Source organism: Microbacterium shaanxiense (assembly GCF_054779995.1).
The window spans coordinates 242,196-258,791 of record NZ_BAAGXE010000002.1 but is presented as its reverse complement, the minus strand read 5'-3'; the positions used below and the strand labels follow the sequence as shown (position 1 = coordinate 258,791).

Genomic DNA, 16,596 nt, shown 5'->3' with positions numbered 1-16,596 from the left:
GAGAGTCGTTCCGAAATGGAAGTGACTCCCAATATGGAGGATCGCCCAGTTTCTTGTCAAGCATTTGCCTCGGTCGATCTAGACTCGGGGCTGTGGGACTCCGGGAGATGAAGGCAGCACGCACGCGACGCCAGATCGCGGAGGTCGCCGTGTCGGCGTTCATCGAGCAGGGATACGACGAGACCACGATGGAGCAGATCGCTGAAGCCGCCGAGATCGGCAGCTCGACGCTCTATCGATACTTCCCCAGCAAAGAGCTACTGATCCTCGAGCCGTTCGCCGAAGTGCTCGACTTCGGCCGCTTCCTTCGCGCGCGCCCTGCGGACGAACCTGTCGAGGAAGCTCTTGCGGGTGCCCTCATGGATCTGGCGGACGAGTTCGCGGACCCTTCGCGGCGCATCACCGAGATCCGTCGCATCATCGACGCATCAGCAGTGCCCCGAGCGCGTCTGTGGGACTTCTTCCTCAACAGCCGTGCGGACTTCGAGCACGCCCTCGCCGAGCGGATGAACCGGCAGCCCACCGACCACGTCGTGCAGATCACCGTCGGTATCGCACTGGACATCTTCTACCGGGTCGACGAGCACTGGAAGGGCGATCACGAAAAGGACTATCGAGTCCTGTTCCGTGAGGCGTTGATGTCACTGAGCAATGCGGAGATCGTGGTGCCGCGGATGCCGGCGACCAGAGCGAAGCGACCGCGCTCCACCTGACGAGCTCTCCTCGGGGGTTGACTCACCCCTCGCCATGCACCACCCTTGTCTTGTTGGTAACGATATCAACCGAAGAGACAGGAATAACGATGAAGTTGCACTCCCCGCTTCGATCCAAAAGACAGCGCGCTGCAGCCCTCGGGCTCGCGACCGTGGCCGCACTCGCGGCCGCGCCGCTCTCGGCCCAGGCCGCACCGCCAGCCCCCGAGCCGATCTGGGGTGAACGAGCCGTGTCGACGTACGACGCGATGCAGGACCACCTCTACCTCGGGGCCGCCGGGCACCAGCTCTACAAGCTGAACACCGGCACGGAAGGCAACCCCTACTCGTACCTCTGGGAGTACCGAGAGGCATCGCAGGCCACCGCCGACCTGCAGGGTGTGCGCGATTTCGGTGCCGCGTACGACAACCTCGCTCAGCAGCGCGTCGCCAACTTCGACCTGTACTACAACGTGCGCGAGGGAGACCGCGCCGGATACGAGTCCTACCTGCCCGCCCCGCTGGGCACAGGCGGAGACGTCTTCTACGACGACAACGCCATCGTCGGCCTGACGAACATCAGGCAGTTCCGCAAGACCGACGACGCCAGTTATCTCGACAAGGCCCGAGGCGCGTTCGACATCGTCATCCGCGGATGGAACACCGACGAGAGCCTCACCTGCCCCGGCGGCATGGACTGGATCGACAGGGCTGACAACGCCGACCGCGGCGCGAACATCACGGGACTCGGCGCGCAGCTCGCCGCACACCTGTACGAGCAGACGGGCGAGGCCGGCTACCTGGAATGGAGCGAGAAGCTCTACGACTGGAACAACGACTGCCTCAAGACTTCGCCGGGTCTCTACGCCAACAGCATCAACGACGCCGGGGAGATCAACCCGACCCTCTGGACGTACAACTCCGGATCCATGATCGCCACCGCGACGATCCTGTATCGCGCGACCGGCGACGTCGCCTGGGTGAAGGAAGCCGAAGCCGCCGCCGCAGGGTCGCTGGAGTACTGGACCGCAGAGAACCGTCTGCAGCAGCAGCCGGCGATCTTCAACGCGTTCTACTTCAGAGACCTCCTGCTGCTCGACTCGGTGCGCAAGAACTCCGCCTACCGCGACGCGATCGAGCAGTACGCCCAGTCGACCTGGGACTCCAACCGCGACCCCGAGACCGGACTGTTCCACTTCCAGCCCTCGGGCGGCGGCGACTACAACCCGACGCGTCCGGCCGCGACGCTCGACAACGCGGGGATGATCCAGATCTTCGCGATGCTCGCGTGGGATCGACGAGACCTGGCTGACATCAGCTGACGATGCCCACCGACGCCGGCTCCCAGGATGTGCCGCACGTACCGGCAGCATCCTGGGCGCTGGCGCGCGTGGTTCCGGTCAGCGATCGACGCCAATTGCCGCGTCGATCCCATCCCGCGACCCGGCTATTGCGTCCTCCGAAAGCGTCGCGCGCAATCGAGCACGCTCATCGTCGCTGAGCACGATCCCGGCCGCCGCGGCGTTCTCATCGAGGCGAGCCCGGTGACGTGTACCGGGAATCGGCACGACCCCCTCAGACATGATCCACGCGAGCGCCACCTGAGCGGTCGTGGCATCGCGCCCGCGCGCAATCTCTTCCACCTGGTCGACCAGACGGCGATTGGCTGCGAAGGCGTCGGGCTGGAACCGCGGCAGACCGCGACGCGCATCGTCGGATGCAAGCTCATCGAGTGACCGAAGCCCGTCGGTGAGCGTGCCCCTGCCCAATGGAGAGAACGCGACGACACCGATCCCGAGCTCGTCCGCCGTCACCTTCTCCCCATTGCGAAGCATGTCCTGGGCGAAGAGCGAGAACTCCGACTGCACGGCGGCGATCGGATGCACGGCGTGCGCGCGGCGCAGAGTCGGGGCAGACGCTTCGGAAAGCCCGATGTGCCTGACCTTTCCTTCTGCGACGAGCTCGGCCAGACCGCCGACGCTCTCCTCGATCGGAACCGCGGGGTCGACTCGGTGCAGGTAGTACAGATCGATGACATCCATGCCCAGATGGCGCAGCGAACGTTCGCACGCGCGACGGATGTACTGCGGAGTGCCGTTGCGACCACGTATGGTGCCGTCGTCATCCATCTCTGCCGAAGCCTTGGTCGCGATGACAATCTCGTCGCGGCGGTCACCAAGTGCGCGGCCGATGAGCTTCTCATTCTCGAACGGCCCGTATGCCTCGGCCGTGTCGATGAACGTCACACCGATGTCCACCGCATGGCGCAGGGTGGCGATCGCCTCTGCCTCATCGGTGGGGCCGTAGTACGCGCTCATGCCCATGACCCCCAGGCCGATGGACGAGACGTTCAGGCCGTCACCAAGATGCATTTCATTCAATTGTCGATCCTTCCTGTGCGAGCGCGCCCCTCTGCGAAGCGATCACATCGCGATACGCGTTGATCTTCGTGTCCAGCGCCAGGAGGTGCTGACGGGTACGAGCGAGCTCCTCGAGGACGCGCTCGCGATGCGCCTCCAGGACTCGCAGCCGCTCACTCTCGGTACCTTCGGTGCGCGACAGGTCCGCGAGCGCGCGCATATCAGAGACCGACATACCGGTGTCGCGGAGCATCAGCAAGCCGCCGATCCACGCCAGGTCGCCGACACCGTACCGACGGCGGCCGGAACCATCGCGCGGCGCGGGATCGAGCATCAAACCCTCACGCTCGTAGTAGCGGAGGGCCTGAATGCTGAGCCCCGTCGCCTGTGCGACCTCACCGATCGTCATGCCGCCCGATGGCACATCTGCCTCGACGGGAGGGAGAGTGATTTCGTTCATGCCCCCATCATGCGATCTATAGTGCGATATAGGTCAAACTGAACGCTGAAACCAAATACATATACTTATTTAAGAGGGTGGATCGGCGCACATGCCGAGAAACACCTTCCAATCTGACATCATCCATATATTTAAAGATATAAATAGACTTATTGCCGAATCCGTTTTACACTCGGTCTCGTCGCCCGACGCAGGGCGATGACACGAACCGACCGAGGAGCACCGTGGCTCAGACCCATTCGGCTTTCATTCACTCCGTCGTGGAGCGCGTACGCGAACGCACGGACGAGGCGACCACCGCCATGTTCGCGCGCTGCTTCGAGAACACCCTCGGAACCACTCTGCGCGAGATGCCGGACGGCACGCTGTTCATGCTCACGGGCGACATCCCCGCCATGTGGCTGCGCGATTCGACTGCGCAGCTCACCCCGTACCTGCACTTCGCCGCCGAAGACGAAGCGGTCGGCGACATGATCGCAGCCGTCTCGCGTCGGCAGATCGAGTACATCCTCCTCGACCCGTACGCCAACGCGTTCAACGCCGAGGCGAACGCTAACGGCCATCAGAACGACCTCACCGAGCAGTCGCCGTGGGTGTGGGAGCGCAAGTACGAAGTCGACTCGCTCTGCTACCCCGTGCAGCTCGCCCACGACCTCTGGGCCGTCACGGGCCGCACCGACCATATCGGCGACTCGTTCGCCCGCGCCGCTCGCACGATCATCGACCTCTGGCGCACAGAGCAGCACCACGAACAGCAGTCCCCCTACCGCTTCGAACGCCTCGACTGCCCTCCCACCGACACCCTCGTCCGCGACGGACGCGGCAGCGAGACGGCACCGAACGGACTCACCTGGTCGGCCTTCCGCCCCAGCGACGACGCCTGCACCTACGGCTACAACGTGCCAGGCAACATCTTCGCCGCCGTCGAGCTGCAGCACATCGAGACCATCGCTACCGAGGTCCTCGGCGACCCGGAGCTGGCGGCGAGCGCTCGAGAACTCCGCATCGACATCACCCGGGCGATCAGGCAGCACGCTGTCGTCGAGGCGCCCGAGTATGGCGACGTCTACGCGTACGAGGTCGATGGGCGCGGCGGCGTTCTCCTCACCGATGACGCGAACGTGCCCAGCCTCATGTCTCTGCCCCTGCTCGGCTGGTGCCGCCCCGACGATCCCCTGTACCTCGCCACCCGCGACTTCCTGCTCAGCGCCTCAAACCCGACGTTCGTCTCGGGCGTCCTCTCCTCGGGCACCGAGGCGGCCGGCATCGGCAGCCCGCACACCCCGGACGGCCACATCTGGCCCATCGCCCTGTGCGTGGAGGGCCTCACCACCGACGACGTCGACGAGAAGGACCGCATCCGTCGCCTCCTGCTCGAGACGGACGCCGGCACGGGCCTCATGCACGAATCGTTCCTCGCGACCGACCCCGAGATCTACACGCGCCCCTGGTTCTCATGGGCGAACGCGATGTTCTGCGAGCTCGTGCTCGACATCACCGGGCTGCGCACCCTGCGGCGCGCGCCATTCACGGAAGCCCGCAGCGTATGAGCGCACCGACTCTCACCAAGCCGACCTCACCCGTGGAACCCACGGCTGCGCCGGGATCCGGTCGCCGACGGAGATCGCGCAATCCCTCCGCCAGGCAGATGACCTGGAACGCCTGGCTGTTCCTGCTCGTACCGGTCGCTCTGTTCGTGGTCTTCATGGCCCTGCCGATCGTGATGGCCCTGGTGATCAGCTTCACCGACTACGCCATCGTCGGAGAATTCGAATGGCTGGGGCTGGAGAACTACTTCCAGATCGCCGTCGACCCGTTCTTCTGGATCGCTCTGCGCAACACCGCGTACTACACGATCCTCTACGTGCCGGCCGGGCTCATCGTGGCCCTCGCCACCGCGCTGTTGCTGAACCGCCGGTACCGCGCGGTGCGCCTGTTCCGCACCTTCTTCTACATCCCCGTCGTCGCATCGACCGTCGCGACCGCCACCATCTGGTTCTGGATGCTGAACCCGCAGAGCGGTCTGCTCAACGTCGTGCTGGGCTGGTTCGGCATCGACGGACCAGCCTGGCTCTACGAGTCGCAGTGGGCGATGATCGCCATCGTCATGATGAGCGTCTGGGCCGGATTCGGCGCCAACATGATCATCTTCCTCGGGGGCCTGCAGGGCATTCCGAACGACCTCTACGAAGCCGCGCGGCTCGACGGCGCGAACGCGTGGCAGCAGTTCCGCTACGTCACGCTGCCGTCCTTGACCCGCACCACCTTCCTCGTGTCGACGCTGCTGATCATCGGCGCGTTCCAGGTGTTCGACCAGGCCTACGTGCTCACCAAGGGCGGGCCGGGCAACTCGACCGTGACGATGGTCTACTACATCTACAACAAGGGCTTCGGCTCGCTCGAGATGGGCTACGCATCGGCGCTGTCCTTCGTGCTCTTCCTCATCATCCTCGTGTTCTCCCTGCTCAACGCGAAGCTCACGAACCGGAAGGGCGCCTGATGACGAACACGCTCAGCGGCAATCGCACCATCGAAACGGCCGTGGCCGCCGGCGCCGCCCGCGGCCTCCGACCCGGCGCCCGCAAGAAGACCACTCGTCAGCGCACCGCCGCGGTCGCCTGGTACATCGGCGTGGTTCTGATCAGCATCATCACCATCGCACCCCTGGTGTGGACGATCTCGACGTCGCTGAAGCCGGCGACCGAGATCCTCTCCGGCGCACTCAACCTGATCCCTGCCAACCCGACGCTGGAGAACTACCTGCAGGTGTTCGAAGAAGTGCCGTTCGGGCGGTACTTCATCAACTCGGTGGTGCTCGGCATCGGTGGCGCGGCGACGAACATCTTCTTCGGAGCTCTGGGCGGCTATGCACTGGCGAAACTGCGCTTCCGTGGGCGCACCGCTGTGTTCGCGGTGTTCCTGTCGTCTCTCATGATCCCCGGCATCATCACGATGATCCCTTCGTTCCTGATCCTCCGGTCGATCCCGTTCGCCGGAGGCAACGACGCCCTCGGACAGGGCGGTCTCGGGCTGATCAACACCTACTGGGCGGTGATCATCCCCGGTGCGGCCGGAGCCTTCGCGGTGTTCTTCATGAAGCAGTTCTTCGAGACGCTGCCCGACGAGCTGGGTGAAGCCGCGCGCATCGACGGCGCAAGCGAGTTCCGCATCTTCGCGATCATCTACTTCCCCCTCGCGAAGGCCGGGCTCGCCGTACTCGGCATCATCAGCTTCCAGGCCGGGTGGAACAACTTCCTCTGGCCGCTGATCGTGCTCAACAGTCAGGACATGATGACGGTCCAGGTCGGGCTCGCGTCATTCGTCAACAACTACGAGACCGCGTACGGCCCCCTCATGGCCGGAACCGTCGTCGCAAGCCTTCCCGTGCTGCTCGTCTTCCTCTTCGCGCAGCGCTACATCATCGAGGGCGTCGCGCACGTCGGCTCGAAGTAGACCTTTCACACCACCAACACCATCACCATCACCATCACCAAGGAGAGTTCGATGAAGAAACACCTGCGGGTCCTTTCCGTGTTCGCCACAGCGGCGCTCGCCGTCACCGTCGCTGGATGCGCCTCAGGAGGCGATGCATCTGGCGACGGCGGAGACGGGCCGGAGCCCGTCGTCATGTGGGGCTCCTGGTCGGGAGACCAGGTCGACCAGCTCGAGGAGCAGGCCGCCCGGTTCAACGAGTCGCAGGACGACTACGAAGTCTCGTACGTGCCGCAGGAGCTCGTCGAGGAGAAACTGCTCACGGCTCTCGCGGGCGGCCAGGTTCCCGACGTCGTGCTCTGGGACCGCTATCAGACCTCGCTCTACGCGCCCAAGGGTGCGCTGGCTCCGATCGACGAGTTCGTGAAGGAGGATGCTGTCGACACGAGCATCTTCTACGAGCCGGCTCTGGGTGAGATGCAGGTCGACGACAAGCTGTACGGTCTGCCTCTCCTGGTGGACAATCGCTCCCTGCTCTACAACAAGACCCTGCTCGCAGATGCCGGCGTCGAAGCGCCGACGAACTGGGACGAGCTGAAGACCGCCGCAGAGGCGCTGGCGGTCTCGGAGGGCGGCAAGCTCACCCAGGCCGGCCTCGACCTCAGTGACCCTGGACTGTTCAACATGTACCTGGCGCAGGCCGGTGGGAAGCTGCTCAACGACGACCAGACCAAGACGGCGTTCAACAGCCCGGAGGGCCTCGAGGTGCTGGAGTTCTGGCAGAGCCTGCTCGATGCGGACGTCTACGAGCAGGGCTTCGGAGACACCGGGGATTCCTTCGCCGAGAGCCGTACCGCGATGAAGCTGGACGGCCCGTGGGCCCTCTCGACTCTCGACAAGGTCGAGGGGCTCGAGTACGGCGTCGTGCCGCCCCCGGCCGGGCCGAACGGCGACACCGGTGCCTACATGGGCGGCTTCGGCCTCGTCATCCCCGAAGGGGCGAAGAACGCCGATGGCGCGTGGGAGTTCATGAAGTGGTGGACGACCGAGGCCGAGAACGGCGTCGCGTTCGGCGAGATCGCCGGATGGATCCCCGCGAACATCGAAGCCGCGAACGACCCCTACTTCACCGAGAACGAGCACTACGCCGCGTTCATCGAAGCGATGAACTACGCGCAGGTGCGACCGAGCGTGAAGGGCTACTCCGATGTCGACGGCAAGGCCCTCGTGCCCGCTCTCGAGCGCTTCCTCTCCGGCGAGATCACGGCCGAGCAGGCATTGAAAGAGGCGCAGGAGCAGGGCGACCAGATCCTCGAACAGAACCGCTGAGGCTGAGCCGCAGCATCCGGTCCCTCATCAAGAAAAGGAATCATGACCAGTACCACCGCGCAGACGTGGTCTGCCCACGCCGACATCGCGCAGCAGAGCCTCGACCACTTCTTCCACGTCAACGGTCCGCAGTACCTCGCGAACAGCCACCCGCACGATCGGGGGAACACCGAGGTGTTCAACTACTGGTGGCTGGCGCACGTGATCGATGCGCGCATCGATGCCTGGGAGCGCACGGGCGACCCGGCCTGGCGCTCTCAGGCGCTCGCCGCCCGCGGCAACATCGTGGAGCGCAACGGCGGAGAGCTCTTCAACGACTACTTCGATGACATGCTGTGGTTCGCTCTGGCCCTCGAACGGGTGCACGAGGCGACCGGCGAGCGGCAGTATCTCGACGAGTCGATCGCGATCTGGGATCACGTCATCGCGGAGGGGTGGAACGAGACGCTCGGGTGGAGTCTGGCCTGGCGCAAGCAGCAACTCGCATACAAGAACACTCCGGCGAACGGTCCCCTCGCGATCCTGGGGGTGCGTCTCAGCCGCCGCGACGACACGCGCGACTACCTCGCCTACTCGCAGCGTGCCTTCGACTGGCTGACGGCCAACCTGGTCGGCGAGGACGGATTCGTCGAGGACGGCATCAACCGTGAGGACGACGGCAAGATCGACACCCAGTGGCGGTTCACCTACAACCAGGGTCTGTACGTGGGCGCCGCGGTCGAGCTCTTCGGCGCGACCGAAGATCGGGCGTACCTTCGACGCGCGGTGCAGACCGCTCACACGGCGGTGCGCGAGCTGAGCGACGGGACCGTGTTTCCGGACGAGGGCGACGGCGGAGACGAGGGCCTGTTCAAGGGCGTCTTCTACCGCTACCTCGGAGAGCTGCTGGCAGTACTCCATTCCGACGACTCGTACGCCGCGGAACGGGCTGAACTCGAGCGATTCCTGCGGGCGGGGACGGATGTGCTGTGGGCAAACGGGTTCGCGGGCGAGCACCTGCGCCCGGGGAACGACTGGTCGAAGCCCCCTGTCGAGTGGATCCCCTATTCGACGATGGTGAGCGCGATCTTCGCGGTCGAGCAGCGTGCGCGACTCGAGGCACGCTCTGCCGCATCAGAGCCGACGGAGAACGCGGCGTAGAAGTAGCCCGAACGCAGTTCCGCCCGCTCGGCCTCGGCCTTGCGGGCGGAACTGCGTTCTCATGACCGGGGTGCTGCCGACGAGGAGCCCACCACGAGCTCCACCGGAAGGACGACCTTCTCGATCGCGTGCGGCGCATCGATCTGGCGGCGCACCGACTCGATCGCCTTCTCGCCGAGATCGTGCTGCTCCTGACGGATGTGGCTGTAGCGGAACATACTGGCGTCGAAGAACGCGTCGGGGTGATCGAAGCACACGATCGAGATGTCGGTCGGCACCTCGAGACCGATCCGGTCGCACGCCTCGCGCAGCATCAGAGCGATGTTGTACTCGGCGGCGACATAGCCGGTGATGTCGGGATGCTGCTGAACGAACTCGACCAGACGTGCGATGTCCTGTTCCGTGGTCTCCGAGCTGCCCGGCACGGTCGATCCGATGGTACGAAGCTCCGCGCTATTCTCCAGCGGAAGGTGGTTCATGGCGTGCGCATGGATGTAGCCGCTGCGCCGATCATCGCTCGATGAGACGTGGCTCGTCGAGCTCACGAAACCGATCGTCTGATGGCCGAGTTCCAGGAGGTGCTCGGTGGCGGCACGGCCACCGGAGAGGTTGTCGGAGCAGACCGCAGAGACGGGGATGCCGTCGAAGAGGCGGTCGAGGATCACGACGGGGAACTTCTTAGCGACGAGTTCGAGCGCTGCAGGCGGGATGTACTCCGACGAGCTGGGCAGCAGGATGAGCCCGTCCACGCCCGCGTCCACGAGCGCGCGGATGCATGCATCCTCTTCGTCGAGGTCGCCCCCGGACCGTTTGATGACCACGTGGGTGTCAGCGCCGGCAGCAGCCAGGATGCCCTCGATGATCTTGTTGCCGAACGTGTCGTCGAAGCTCGTCAGCACGCATCCGATGAGCGTGGATCTGCTGTCGGGCTCGGCCGGGACCCGTACCGCCGTCGGCGCCGGCGCCGCGCTGGTGACGACCGTGCCGATACGGGGCCTGCGCATGATCATGCCGTCGGAGCGCAGCAGCTCCAGCGCGCGCTTGACCGTGATCGGGCTCACCTCGAACTGCTTCGACAGCTCCGCCTCCGAGGGCAACTTGTCGCCGACGGCGTACGTCCCCTGCGTGATCGACTCGCGCAACGATTCATAGACTCGCTTGTAGAGCACGCCCACCCATTCGCAGTTTCCAATAGATATATTTAATCTACAGGTGCGGTACCGCCGCGGCAATGCACCTCGCCGACGAAAAAGCGGGATGACGAGGTCGTCTCGCCACCCCACTCAGATCTTTTCGATGGGTGTGCGCTCAGACGTCGTCTGAGGAGATGCGCACCTCGACAGCGGTGGTCTCGAACGGCGCCAGTTCCAGCGTCACCGTCCCACCGTCCACGGCGAGGTCGCCGCGGACATCTCCGAGCAGGGTCGTGCGCCGCGCAGCATCCACCCCTGCGACCTCGATACCCAGCCGCACCGGCTCGTCGGCGAACGACTGCAGCCGCACGCGCGACCAGCCCGTCTCATCTGCCGCGCCCACGCCCACGAGCGCGACCCGGTCGTCGTCCATGCGCACGAAGGCGGCCTCGGTCGTCGGCGCGCCACGACCGGCTGCGGGGATCGAGAGCAACGGACGCGCTGCCGCCGACGCTGTCTCGATCGCGAGCGCGGGCACGCTCTGCCCTTCACGAGCACGTACGCCGACTGTGTACGTAAACGTTGCCGTGAATCCCTGCTCGATCGGGAAGTTGGTGTCCCACACGTTGTTGTGGAACCACGAATACACGGTCGACGGCTCGTGCGGCGACGTGCTGGCAGGGAAAGGCGAGTACGGCAGAGCGATCGAGCCGGTCTGCACCAGCGGTGCATCCTTGGTGGCCCACGCGACAGCATCCGCCCCGTCGGCGATGCTCACCCAGTTGCGGATCGCGCGCATGTGCTGCGGTGCACCGGGGATGTGCGCGATGCCGTCGCCTGTCACACCGCCCGAGACCTCGAAGCGCACGACCGGATCAGCAGCCGCGAACGGGAAGGCGAAGTACCCGCTCTCCTTCACACGGGTCACAGGCTTCGACACCCGATTCTCTATCAGGAGCGTCGAGTCGCCGTGACGCAGCCGCAGGGTGACCTGCACGCGGTCGACGCCGTCGGCTGCGAACTCGTAGACGAGACGCTGTTCGACCGCATCATCGACGCGCTCGATCACGATCGACGGGCGAGCGAGCGTGCGTGAGGCGAGCAGTTCCAGTCGTGGCGAGACGGAGAGCTTGTTCGCGAGATGGTTGACGCCCGCGCCCGAGCTGCCGTACGTGTCGTAGACGTACGCGTTGAAGCCCGCGGCCGACTCGGTGTTCACCCAATCGCGACCGGTGGACTTCTCGACGATCGATCGGATGACGGACCGTCGGTCATCGACTTCGACACGGAGGTGCTCGTTCTCGAGGACGAGAAGCTGCTCACGCGGCGTGCTCTGCAGCGAGTGCTGCACCGGCGCGGGCGCAGCCTCGTCGGCAGCGACCAGATCGAAGCGCACCCAGCCGACGCCAGGAGCATCAGCGACCGGGAACGTGATCCAGCGGCCCGACTCACGGTGAAGCGAGTTGCCCTGCGCCTCGACCGTATGCGGCACGACCGCGCCCGTGCGGGAGTCGAGCACGGCGAAGTCCGCATCCAGCGGTACGTGCGACTCCTTGACCAGCACACGTGCCTGCGACGAGCGGGAATGCCCCGCGGCGTTGACGACGAGATAACTCGCGAGCGCGGCATCCGCCGGAGCGACGGCCTGCGCGAGATGGTGCAGCGCACGCTCGGTGGCATCCTCCGTGCGCTGATGCGCGGCGATCGCATGACCGACCTTCCACTGCCACTGCCGCTCGCCGGAGTCGTAGCCCTCGTCGCCATGGGTCCACGAATTGCTCGCGCCCCAGGTGTGCTCGTTGAACATCGAGATCGAGTCGTACGCGGCCCTGGCGTCGGCGCCCTCCGTGGCGACGGCCTCGCCGCCGCTCCACCTCGACAGCTGCGAGATCGTGCGGGCTGCCGGTGCCGACACCTGGGCCTCGCGCGCCAGGGAGAGCGGTACCGCACCGGATCCGACGCCCTCGACCCACCAGTCGCCCCAGTCGCCCTCCAAGGTGACGAGCTCGTCGCCGAACCGCTCTTCAGCCTCCTCGAAGAAGTCCTCGTTGCGCGACACGCGAAGCTTCGGGTACTCCCACGTCTCGTTCCACTGACGCACCTGCTCCGACAGGTGCAGACGAGCAGGGCCGTTGTCGCCGTTGAAGCCCTGCGTGCGCACGTGCAGCACATCCCAGGGGTAGGGCTGACGGCCCTCGTCCTCTTCGCCGTGCGCTCCGAAGACGCCGGGAGGGAACGGGTAGCCACGCGTCGAGAGCGCGGTCAGGTACGCCGGGAAGAGCGTCTCCAGCGTCTCGTACGACTCCGTGAAGCCGACCATCGGTCCCTCGAGGTATGCAAGCCCGTGCGGGCTGTCGGTCATCCAGACCAGCACCGAGTTGCCGGCGGCGGAGCGCCACCGGAACAGCCTCGGAATGTCGAGCGCGCCGTTCTTGTGCGGCTCGGAGCGGCCGGCCCAGTTGTGCGCCACGGCGAGGAAGCGCACGCCGAAGTCGGACAGCGCATCGGGCAGGCCTGCGACCTGCCCCGGGACATCGGTCTGCATCGCGCTCGTGAACGGGATGCCGTACTCGTCGCGGATGCGACGGGCTGAGGCGAGCAGCTCGTGCAGCTCGTCGGTCGAGCAGGTGTCGGTGTGCAGGTTGTACGGCATCGCGCTCAACCCGATCGAGCCTTCGCGCACCAGGCGCACCAGCTCGTCGATCTCGGCGCGCGTGCGGTTGCCCTCCCAATCGCTGAAGGCCCACAGCGCTTCCGCGTTCCAGCGGAAGCGCGACGCCTCCGGCCATTCGGCGGTCTGGTGGATGAGATCGACGGCGGAGTCGAGGTACGAGCGCTGATTGGCGATGACGGCCGCCTGCGGATCGGTGTACCCGAAATCGAAGTGCGAGTGATGCACGACGTGCACACTCCACGGGCGAACGCCGTCGAGGCGCACCGGCACCGATTCCTCACCGAGCGACGGGATGCGCACCTCGACGTCGGCCGGAGAGTCGGATGCGGGCACCATCACGCGGATCGATCCTTCGGGTGACGCCGCACGACCGAGGTTGAGCGGTGCACCCTCGTCGTCGGCGATGAGTACCTCGAGTCCGTCGACGTCAGCCTGCTCGCCTTCCACGATCACCCGCACGCTTCGAGCGTTCCGACCGTCGACCTTGCGCTGCAGCGGCTCGGGGATGATCCGCACGGTGTGCGTTCCGATCCTGCCGACAGCGGCGGTCGCACGTTCGATCAGGCCCTCGCGGGCTTCCTCGCCTGTCCAGGGGCTGGCGGAGATGAGGGCAGGTTTCATCGGTTGTCACTCCTCAGTGAGTTCGGGGACGATTCGTGTGAGCTGAGCCAGAACGCTGCCCCGAGAACAGGCGCGGCGTCGAGCAGGGCGGAGGGGAGAACCTCGAGATCGGCGGGTGCGCCGCCTCGTGCAAGACCGTCTTCGAGCCCGTGGACAAGGACGGGCCAGGAACGCACCATCGATCCACCCACCGTCAGCCGGGTGGCGGCGAAAGACGTGAGCCAGGGCGCGAGCGTCTCTCCCAGTGCGGACATCGCCTGATCGAGGAAGGCCGACGCATCCGGATCTCCGATGCGCGCCGCCTCCGCGATCTCCTTGACGGACTGAACCCGCTCGGTGCGCTGGGAGAAGTGCCGCATGATCGCTCGTGTGGAGACGGCCTCTTCAAGAGGGCGCCCGTCGAACTCGAGCAGGTACGCCCACCCGTTCGGCGGGACCGCACTCCCCTCGTCGACGACCTGGCCACGATCGAGGAAGGCGGAGCCGACACCCGTCCCCAAGGTGATGCAGACATGGCGATCAGCCCTGGTCGCTGATCCGAATGCCCACTCGCCGAGCGCGTACGCGGCGGCGTCGTTGAGGAAGTGGATGCGGCTCTCGTGGACGTCGAGCCTGCGCGCGAGTCCGGCTCTGATCGACACGCCCCGCAGCGAGTCGAACTTGCCCACCGCTTCGAAGAGGCCCACGCCGCTGTCGTAGTCGAACGGACCGGGCATCGCCACGACCCAGCCGTCGGGCGACGGCGGTATCTCGCTTCCGGACAGGAGCCGGAGGGCCGGTGCCGCGAACGCGTCGAGGAGGGCATCGGCCGAGAGCGACGGGTCGAGCGTTTCGGTGTCCGATGCGGACACCGCAGCGGACGATCCGGTGACCTCGACCGACGCCGCAGTCGCGTGGCTGCCGCCCACGTCCAGCACCCAGACATCGCCCGTCGGGTCAGCGCGCACGGAATCCTCTCGAATCTCATCATTCATGGATCAAGCACCTTCACATGTCGGCACGGCGAGCGTAGCGGCCTCAGTACTGCCCGAGCGCGAGCCCGCGCTGGAAGTACTTCTGGCTGAAGCCGAACAGGAGCGCGGTCGGGATCGAGACGAGCAGAGCAGCCGTGAGCAGCACAGTGAACGCCGAGCCGCCGCCCTGCACGGACTGCAGCGCCTGCAGCATGGGCATCACCGGCCGTATCTCCGAGCTCTGCGTGAGGATGAGCGCGAGCAGGAAGTCGTTCCAGACCCACGTGGCCTGCAGGATGAACACCACGACCAGAGCGCTGCGCGACATCGGCAGGTAGATCTGCGTGAAGATGCGCCACGGCTTCGCACCGTCGACCACTGCGGCCTCGAAGACGGACTCGGCGATACCGGCGAAGAAGTTGCGCATCACGAATGCCGAGAACGGCAGGCAGACGACCGAGTAGATGAGGATCATCCCGACCGCGGTGTCGAAGAGCCCGACCTGCGAGTACGCGGCGAACAGCGGGATCACCATCAGCTGCAGAGGGAACACCGTGCCGCAGAAGATGACGAAGAACCAGAAGAACCCGTGCTTCAGCTTCAGTGCGATGACCGCGTACCCGACGGCTGCACCGAGGATGACGGCGATGAACGGGGCGATGACCGCGTAGATCACGGTGATGAACAGGCCGGAGGGCACGTCGGTCGTCGTGAATACGTCGACGACGTTGGAGACGAGCGCGGGGAAGTTCCCGGGCGCCCACAGGTTGCTGCCGGAGTACTCGGAGGTGAGCTTGCTCGCGTTCGCGAGGAGGAGGTAGATCGGCAGCAGCCACAGGATGCCCATCGCGATGAGGATGACATAGCGGATGATCTTGGAAGTCATGCGCGTCGCGCTCCCTTCGGGGCGGCATCCGTCTTCGGGGCGGCATCACCCAGCGAGAGCTGGCGCCGCAGATAGATCAGGGATGCCGCGACGGTGATGACGGTCAGGAAGATCGCGACGGCCGAACCCATCCCGTACTCGTTGTTGAGGAAGGTCTCGCGGTACATCGTCACGCCGAGCGTCTCCGATACGCGGTTGGGTCCTCCCTGGGTCATCGACTGCACGATGTCGAAGGTCTTCAGGCTGTTCACGATCGAGAGTCCGACCACGATCGTCGTCGTCGGACGCAGCAGTGGCCAGACCATCGAGGCGAAGAGCCGGAATCCTCCGGCACCGTCGACCCTGGCCGCTTCGAGCGGCTCCTTCGGGATCGACTGGAGCCCGACCGTGAACAGGAGGGCGTTGACGCCGACCCCCTGCCAGGATGCGGCCAGGATCATGACGATGGTGTTCAGCGGAGCATCCTGCAACCATCGCAGCTCAGACCCCGGAAGATTGAGGAAGGCGAGCGCCTGCGAGAGCGCGCCGCCGTTCTGCAGCACGAACGAGAAGATCACGCCGACCGCGACGCCCGACAAGGCGTAAGGGATGAGGAACGGCACACGCAGCCATGCGGCGCCCCGCAGCCCGTAGGCCAGATAGGCGACGAGCAGACCGAGACCGACCGGAACGATCAGCGTGCCCAGCACCCATGCCAACGTGTTCACGATGGAGAGCAGGATGGCCGGGTCGTGGAACATCTCGACGTAGTTGTCGACGCCGATCCAGGTCGGATCCCCGAGGCCGTCGTACTCCGTGAAGCTGAGGTAGACCGTGTAGAGCACCGGGATGTACAGCGCGAGGAGGACCACCGCGACGCCGGGGCCCATGAAGGCCCAGGCGTCGCGCTGCCGCGCGGTGCGAGCCGGCATCCGAC

Annotated in this window: 14 protein-coding genes; 7 read left to right on the top strand and 7 right to left on the bottom strand. The window is 65.7% G+C overall.

Going from position 1 to position 16,596, the window contains the following annotated elements; genetic code table 11:
• Positions 1 to 92: 92 nt before the first annotated feature.
• Entirely contained in the window at positions 93 to 713 is a 621-nt protein-coding gene (locus ACYVG2_RS06150; RefSeq protein WP_460780160.1) for a TetR/AcrR family transcriptional regulator, read from the top strand.
• A gap of 89 nt (positions 714 to 802) precedes the next feature.
• The gene (locus ACYVG2_RS06145; protein ID WP_460780159.1) at positions 803 to 2,014 is read left to right on the top strand and encodes a glycoside hydrolase family 76 protein; all 1,212 of its coding nucleotides are present in this window, start codon (positions 803 to 805) and stop codon (positions 2,012 to 2,014) included.
• Between the two features lie 78 nt (positions 2,015 to 2,092).
• Here the strand turns inward: ACYVG2_RS06145 and ACYVG2_RS06140 are convergent, their stop codons facing one another.
• Positions 2,093 to 3,064, bottom strand: coding sequence for an aldo/keto reductase (locus ACYVG2_RS06140; RefSeq protein ID WP_460780746.1), 972 nt, complete (start codon positions 3,062 to 3,064; stop codon positions 2,093 to 2,095).
• 1 nt (position 3,065) lies between these two features.
• Positions 3,066 to 3,512, bottom strand: coding sequence for a MerR family transcriptional regulator (locus ACYVG2_RS06135; protein ID WP_460780158.1), 447 nt, complete (start codon positions 3,510 to 3,512; stop codon positions 3,066 to 3,068).
• 224 nt (positions 3,513 to 3,736) lie between these two features.
• On the opposite strand from ACYVG2_RS06135, the gene ACYVG2_RS06130 reads away from it, so the two are divergent.
• From ACYVG2_RS06130 to ACYVG2_RS06110, 5 genes are read left to right on the top strand one after another with little or no spacing between them, the layout of a single operon-like run.
• Positions 3,737 to 5,062, top strand: a complete 1,326-nt coding sequence (locus ACYVG2_RS06130) for a glycoside hydrolase family 125 protein (protein ID WP_460780157.1) — start codon at positions 3,737 to 3,739, stop codon at positions 5,060 to 5,062.
• Positions 5,059 to 6,012 carry a carbohydrate ABC transporter permease gene (locus ACYVG2_RS06125; protein ID WP_460780156.1) on the top strand — a complete coding sequence of 318 codons (954 nt, stop codon included), beginning with the start codon at positions 5,059 to 5,061 and terminating at the stop codon, positions 6,010 to 6,012. The genes ACYVG2_RS06130 and ACYVG2_RS06125 overlap by 4 nt, the downstream gene beginning before the upstream one ends.
• A complete protein-coding gene (locus ACYVG2_RS06120; RefSeq protein ID WP_460780155.1) occupies positions 6,012 to 6,965 on the top strand; it encodes a carbohydrate ABC transporter permease in 954 nt (317 codons plus the stop codon). The genes ACYVG2_RS06125 and ACYVG2_RS06120 overlap by 1 nt, the downstream gene beginning before the upstream one ends.
• A gap of 51 nt (positions 6,966 to 7,016) precedes the next feature.
• On the top strand, positions 7,017 to 8,273 hold the full coding sequence (locus ACYVG2_RS06115) for an ABC transporter substrate-binding protein (RefSeq protein ID WP_460780154.1): 1,257 nt from the start codon (positions 7,017 to 7,019) through the stop codon (positions 8,271 to 8,273).
• Between the two features lie 42 nt (positions 8,274 to 8,315).
• Entirely contained in the window at positions 8,316 to 9,413 is a 1,098-nt protein-coding gene (locus tag ACYVG2_RS06110) for a glycoside hydrolase family 76 protein (protein ID WP_460780153.1), read from the top strand.
• Positions 9,414 to 9,472: 59 nt separating this feature from the next.
• Here the strand turns inward: ACYVG2_RS06110 and ACYVG2_RS06105 are convergent, their stop codons facing one another.
• The 5 genes from ACYVG2_RS06105 to ACYVG2_RS06085 all read right to left on the bottom strand — a co-directional run bounded on the left by ACYVG2_RS06105 (position 9,473) and on the right by ACYVG2_RS06085 (position 16,591).
• Positions 9,473 to 10,582: a GntR family transcriptional regulator gene (locus ACYVG2_RS06105; RefSeq protein ID WP_460780152.1), complete on the bottom strand. Its 1,110-nt coding sequence runs from the start codon at positions 10,580 to 10,582 to the stop codon at positions 9,473 to 9,475.
• Between the two features lie 139 nt (positions 10,583 to 10,721).
• Positions 10,722 to 13,841, bottom strand: a complete 3,120-nt coding sequence (locus ACYVG2_RS06100; protein WP_460780151.1) for a glycoside hydrolase family 38 N-terminal domain-containing protein — start codon at positions 13,839 to 13,841, stop codon at positions 10,722 to 10,724.
• Positions 13,838 to 14,815 carry an ROK family protein gene (locus ACYVG2_RS06095; RefSeq protein ID WP_460780150.1) on the bottom strand — a complete coding sequence of 326 codons (978 nt, stop codon included), beginning with the start codon at positions 14,813 to 14,815 and terminating at the stop codon, positions 13,838 to 13,840. The genes ACYVG2_RS06100 and ACYVG2_RS06095 overlap by 4 nt, the downstream gene beginning before the upstream one ends.
• Positions 14,816 to 14,858: 43 nt before the next feature.
• The gene (locus tag ACYVG2_RS06090; RefSeq protein ID WP_460780149.1) at positions 14,859 to 15,680 is read right to left on the bottom strand and encodes a carbohydrate ABC transporter permease; all 822 of its coding nucleotides are present in this window, start codon (positions 15,678 to 15,680) and stop codon (positions 14,859 to 14,861) included.
• Positions 15,677 to 16,591, bottom strand: coding sequence for a carbohydrate ABC transporter permease (locus ACYVG2_RS06085; RefSeq protein WP_460780148.1), 915 nt, complete (start codon positions 16,589 to 16,591; stop codon positions 15,677 to 15,679). The genes ACYVG2_RS06090 and ACYVG2_RS06085 overlap by 4 nt, the downstream gene beginning before the upstream one ends.
• Positions 16,592 to 16,596: the final 5 nt, after the last annotated feature.

Excerpts from the sequence above, each read along its gene's own strand:
- ACYVG2_RS06145 (WP_460780159.1), top strand. The coding sequence starts at position 803 with ATGAAGTTGCACTCCCCGCTTCGATCCAAAAGACAGCGCGCTGCAGCC.
- ACYVG2_RS06140 (WP_460780746.1), bottom strand. The coding sequence starts at position 3,064 with ATGCATCTTGGTGACGGCCTGAACGTCTCGTCCATCGGCCTGGGGGTC.
- ACYVG2_RS06135 (WP_460780158.1), bottom strand. The coding sequence starts at position 3,512 with ATGAACGAAATCACTCTCCCTCCCGTCGAGGCAGATGTGCCATCGGGC.
- ACYVG2_RS06125 (WP_460780156.1), top strand. The coding sequence starts at position 5,059 with ATGAGCGCACCGACTCTCACCAAGCCGACCTCACCCGTGGAACCCACG.
- ACYVG2_RS06120 (WP_460780155.1), top strand. The coding sequence starts at position 6,012 with ATGACGAACACGCTCAGCGGCAATCGCACCATCGAAACGGCCGTGGCC.
- ACYVG2_RS06115 (WP_460780154.1), top strand. The coding sequence starts at position 7,017 with ATGAAGAAACACCTGCGGGTCCTTTCCGTGTTCGCCACAGCGGCGCTC.
- ACYVG2_RS06110 (WP_460780153.1), top strand. The coding sequence starts at position 8,316 with ATGACCAGTACCACCGCGCAGACGTGGTCTGCCCACGCCGACATCGCG.
- ACYVG2_RS06100 (WP_460780151.1), bottom strand. The coding sequence starts at position 13,841 with ATGAAACCTGCCCTCATCTCCGCCAGCCCCTGGACAGGCGAGGAAGCC.
- ACYVG2_RS06095 (WP_460780150.1), bottom strand. The coding sequence starts at position 14,815 with ATGAATGATGAGATTCGAGAGGATTCCGTGCGCGCTGACCCGACGGGC.
- ACYVG2_RS06090 (WP_460780149.1), bottom strand. The coding sequence starts at position 15,680 with ATGACTTCCAAGATCATCCGCTATGTCATCCTCATCGCGATGGGCATC.
- ACYVG2_RS06085 (WP_460780148.1), bottom strand. The coding sequence starts at position 16,591 with ATGCCGGCTCGCACCGCGCGGCAGCGCGACGCCTGGGCCTTCATGGGC.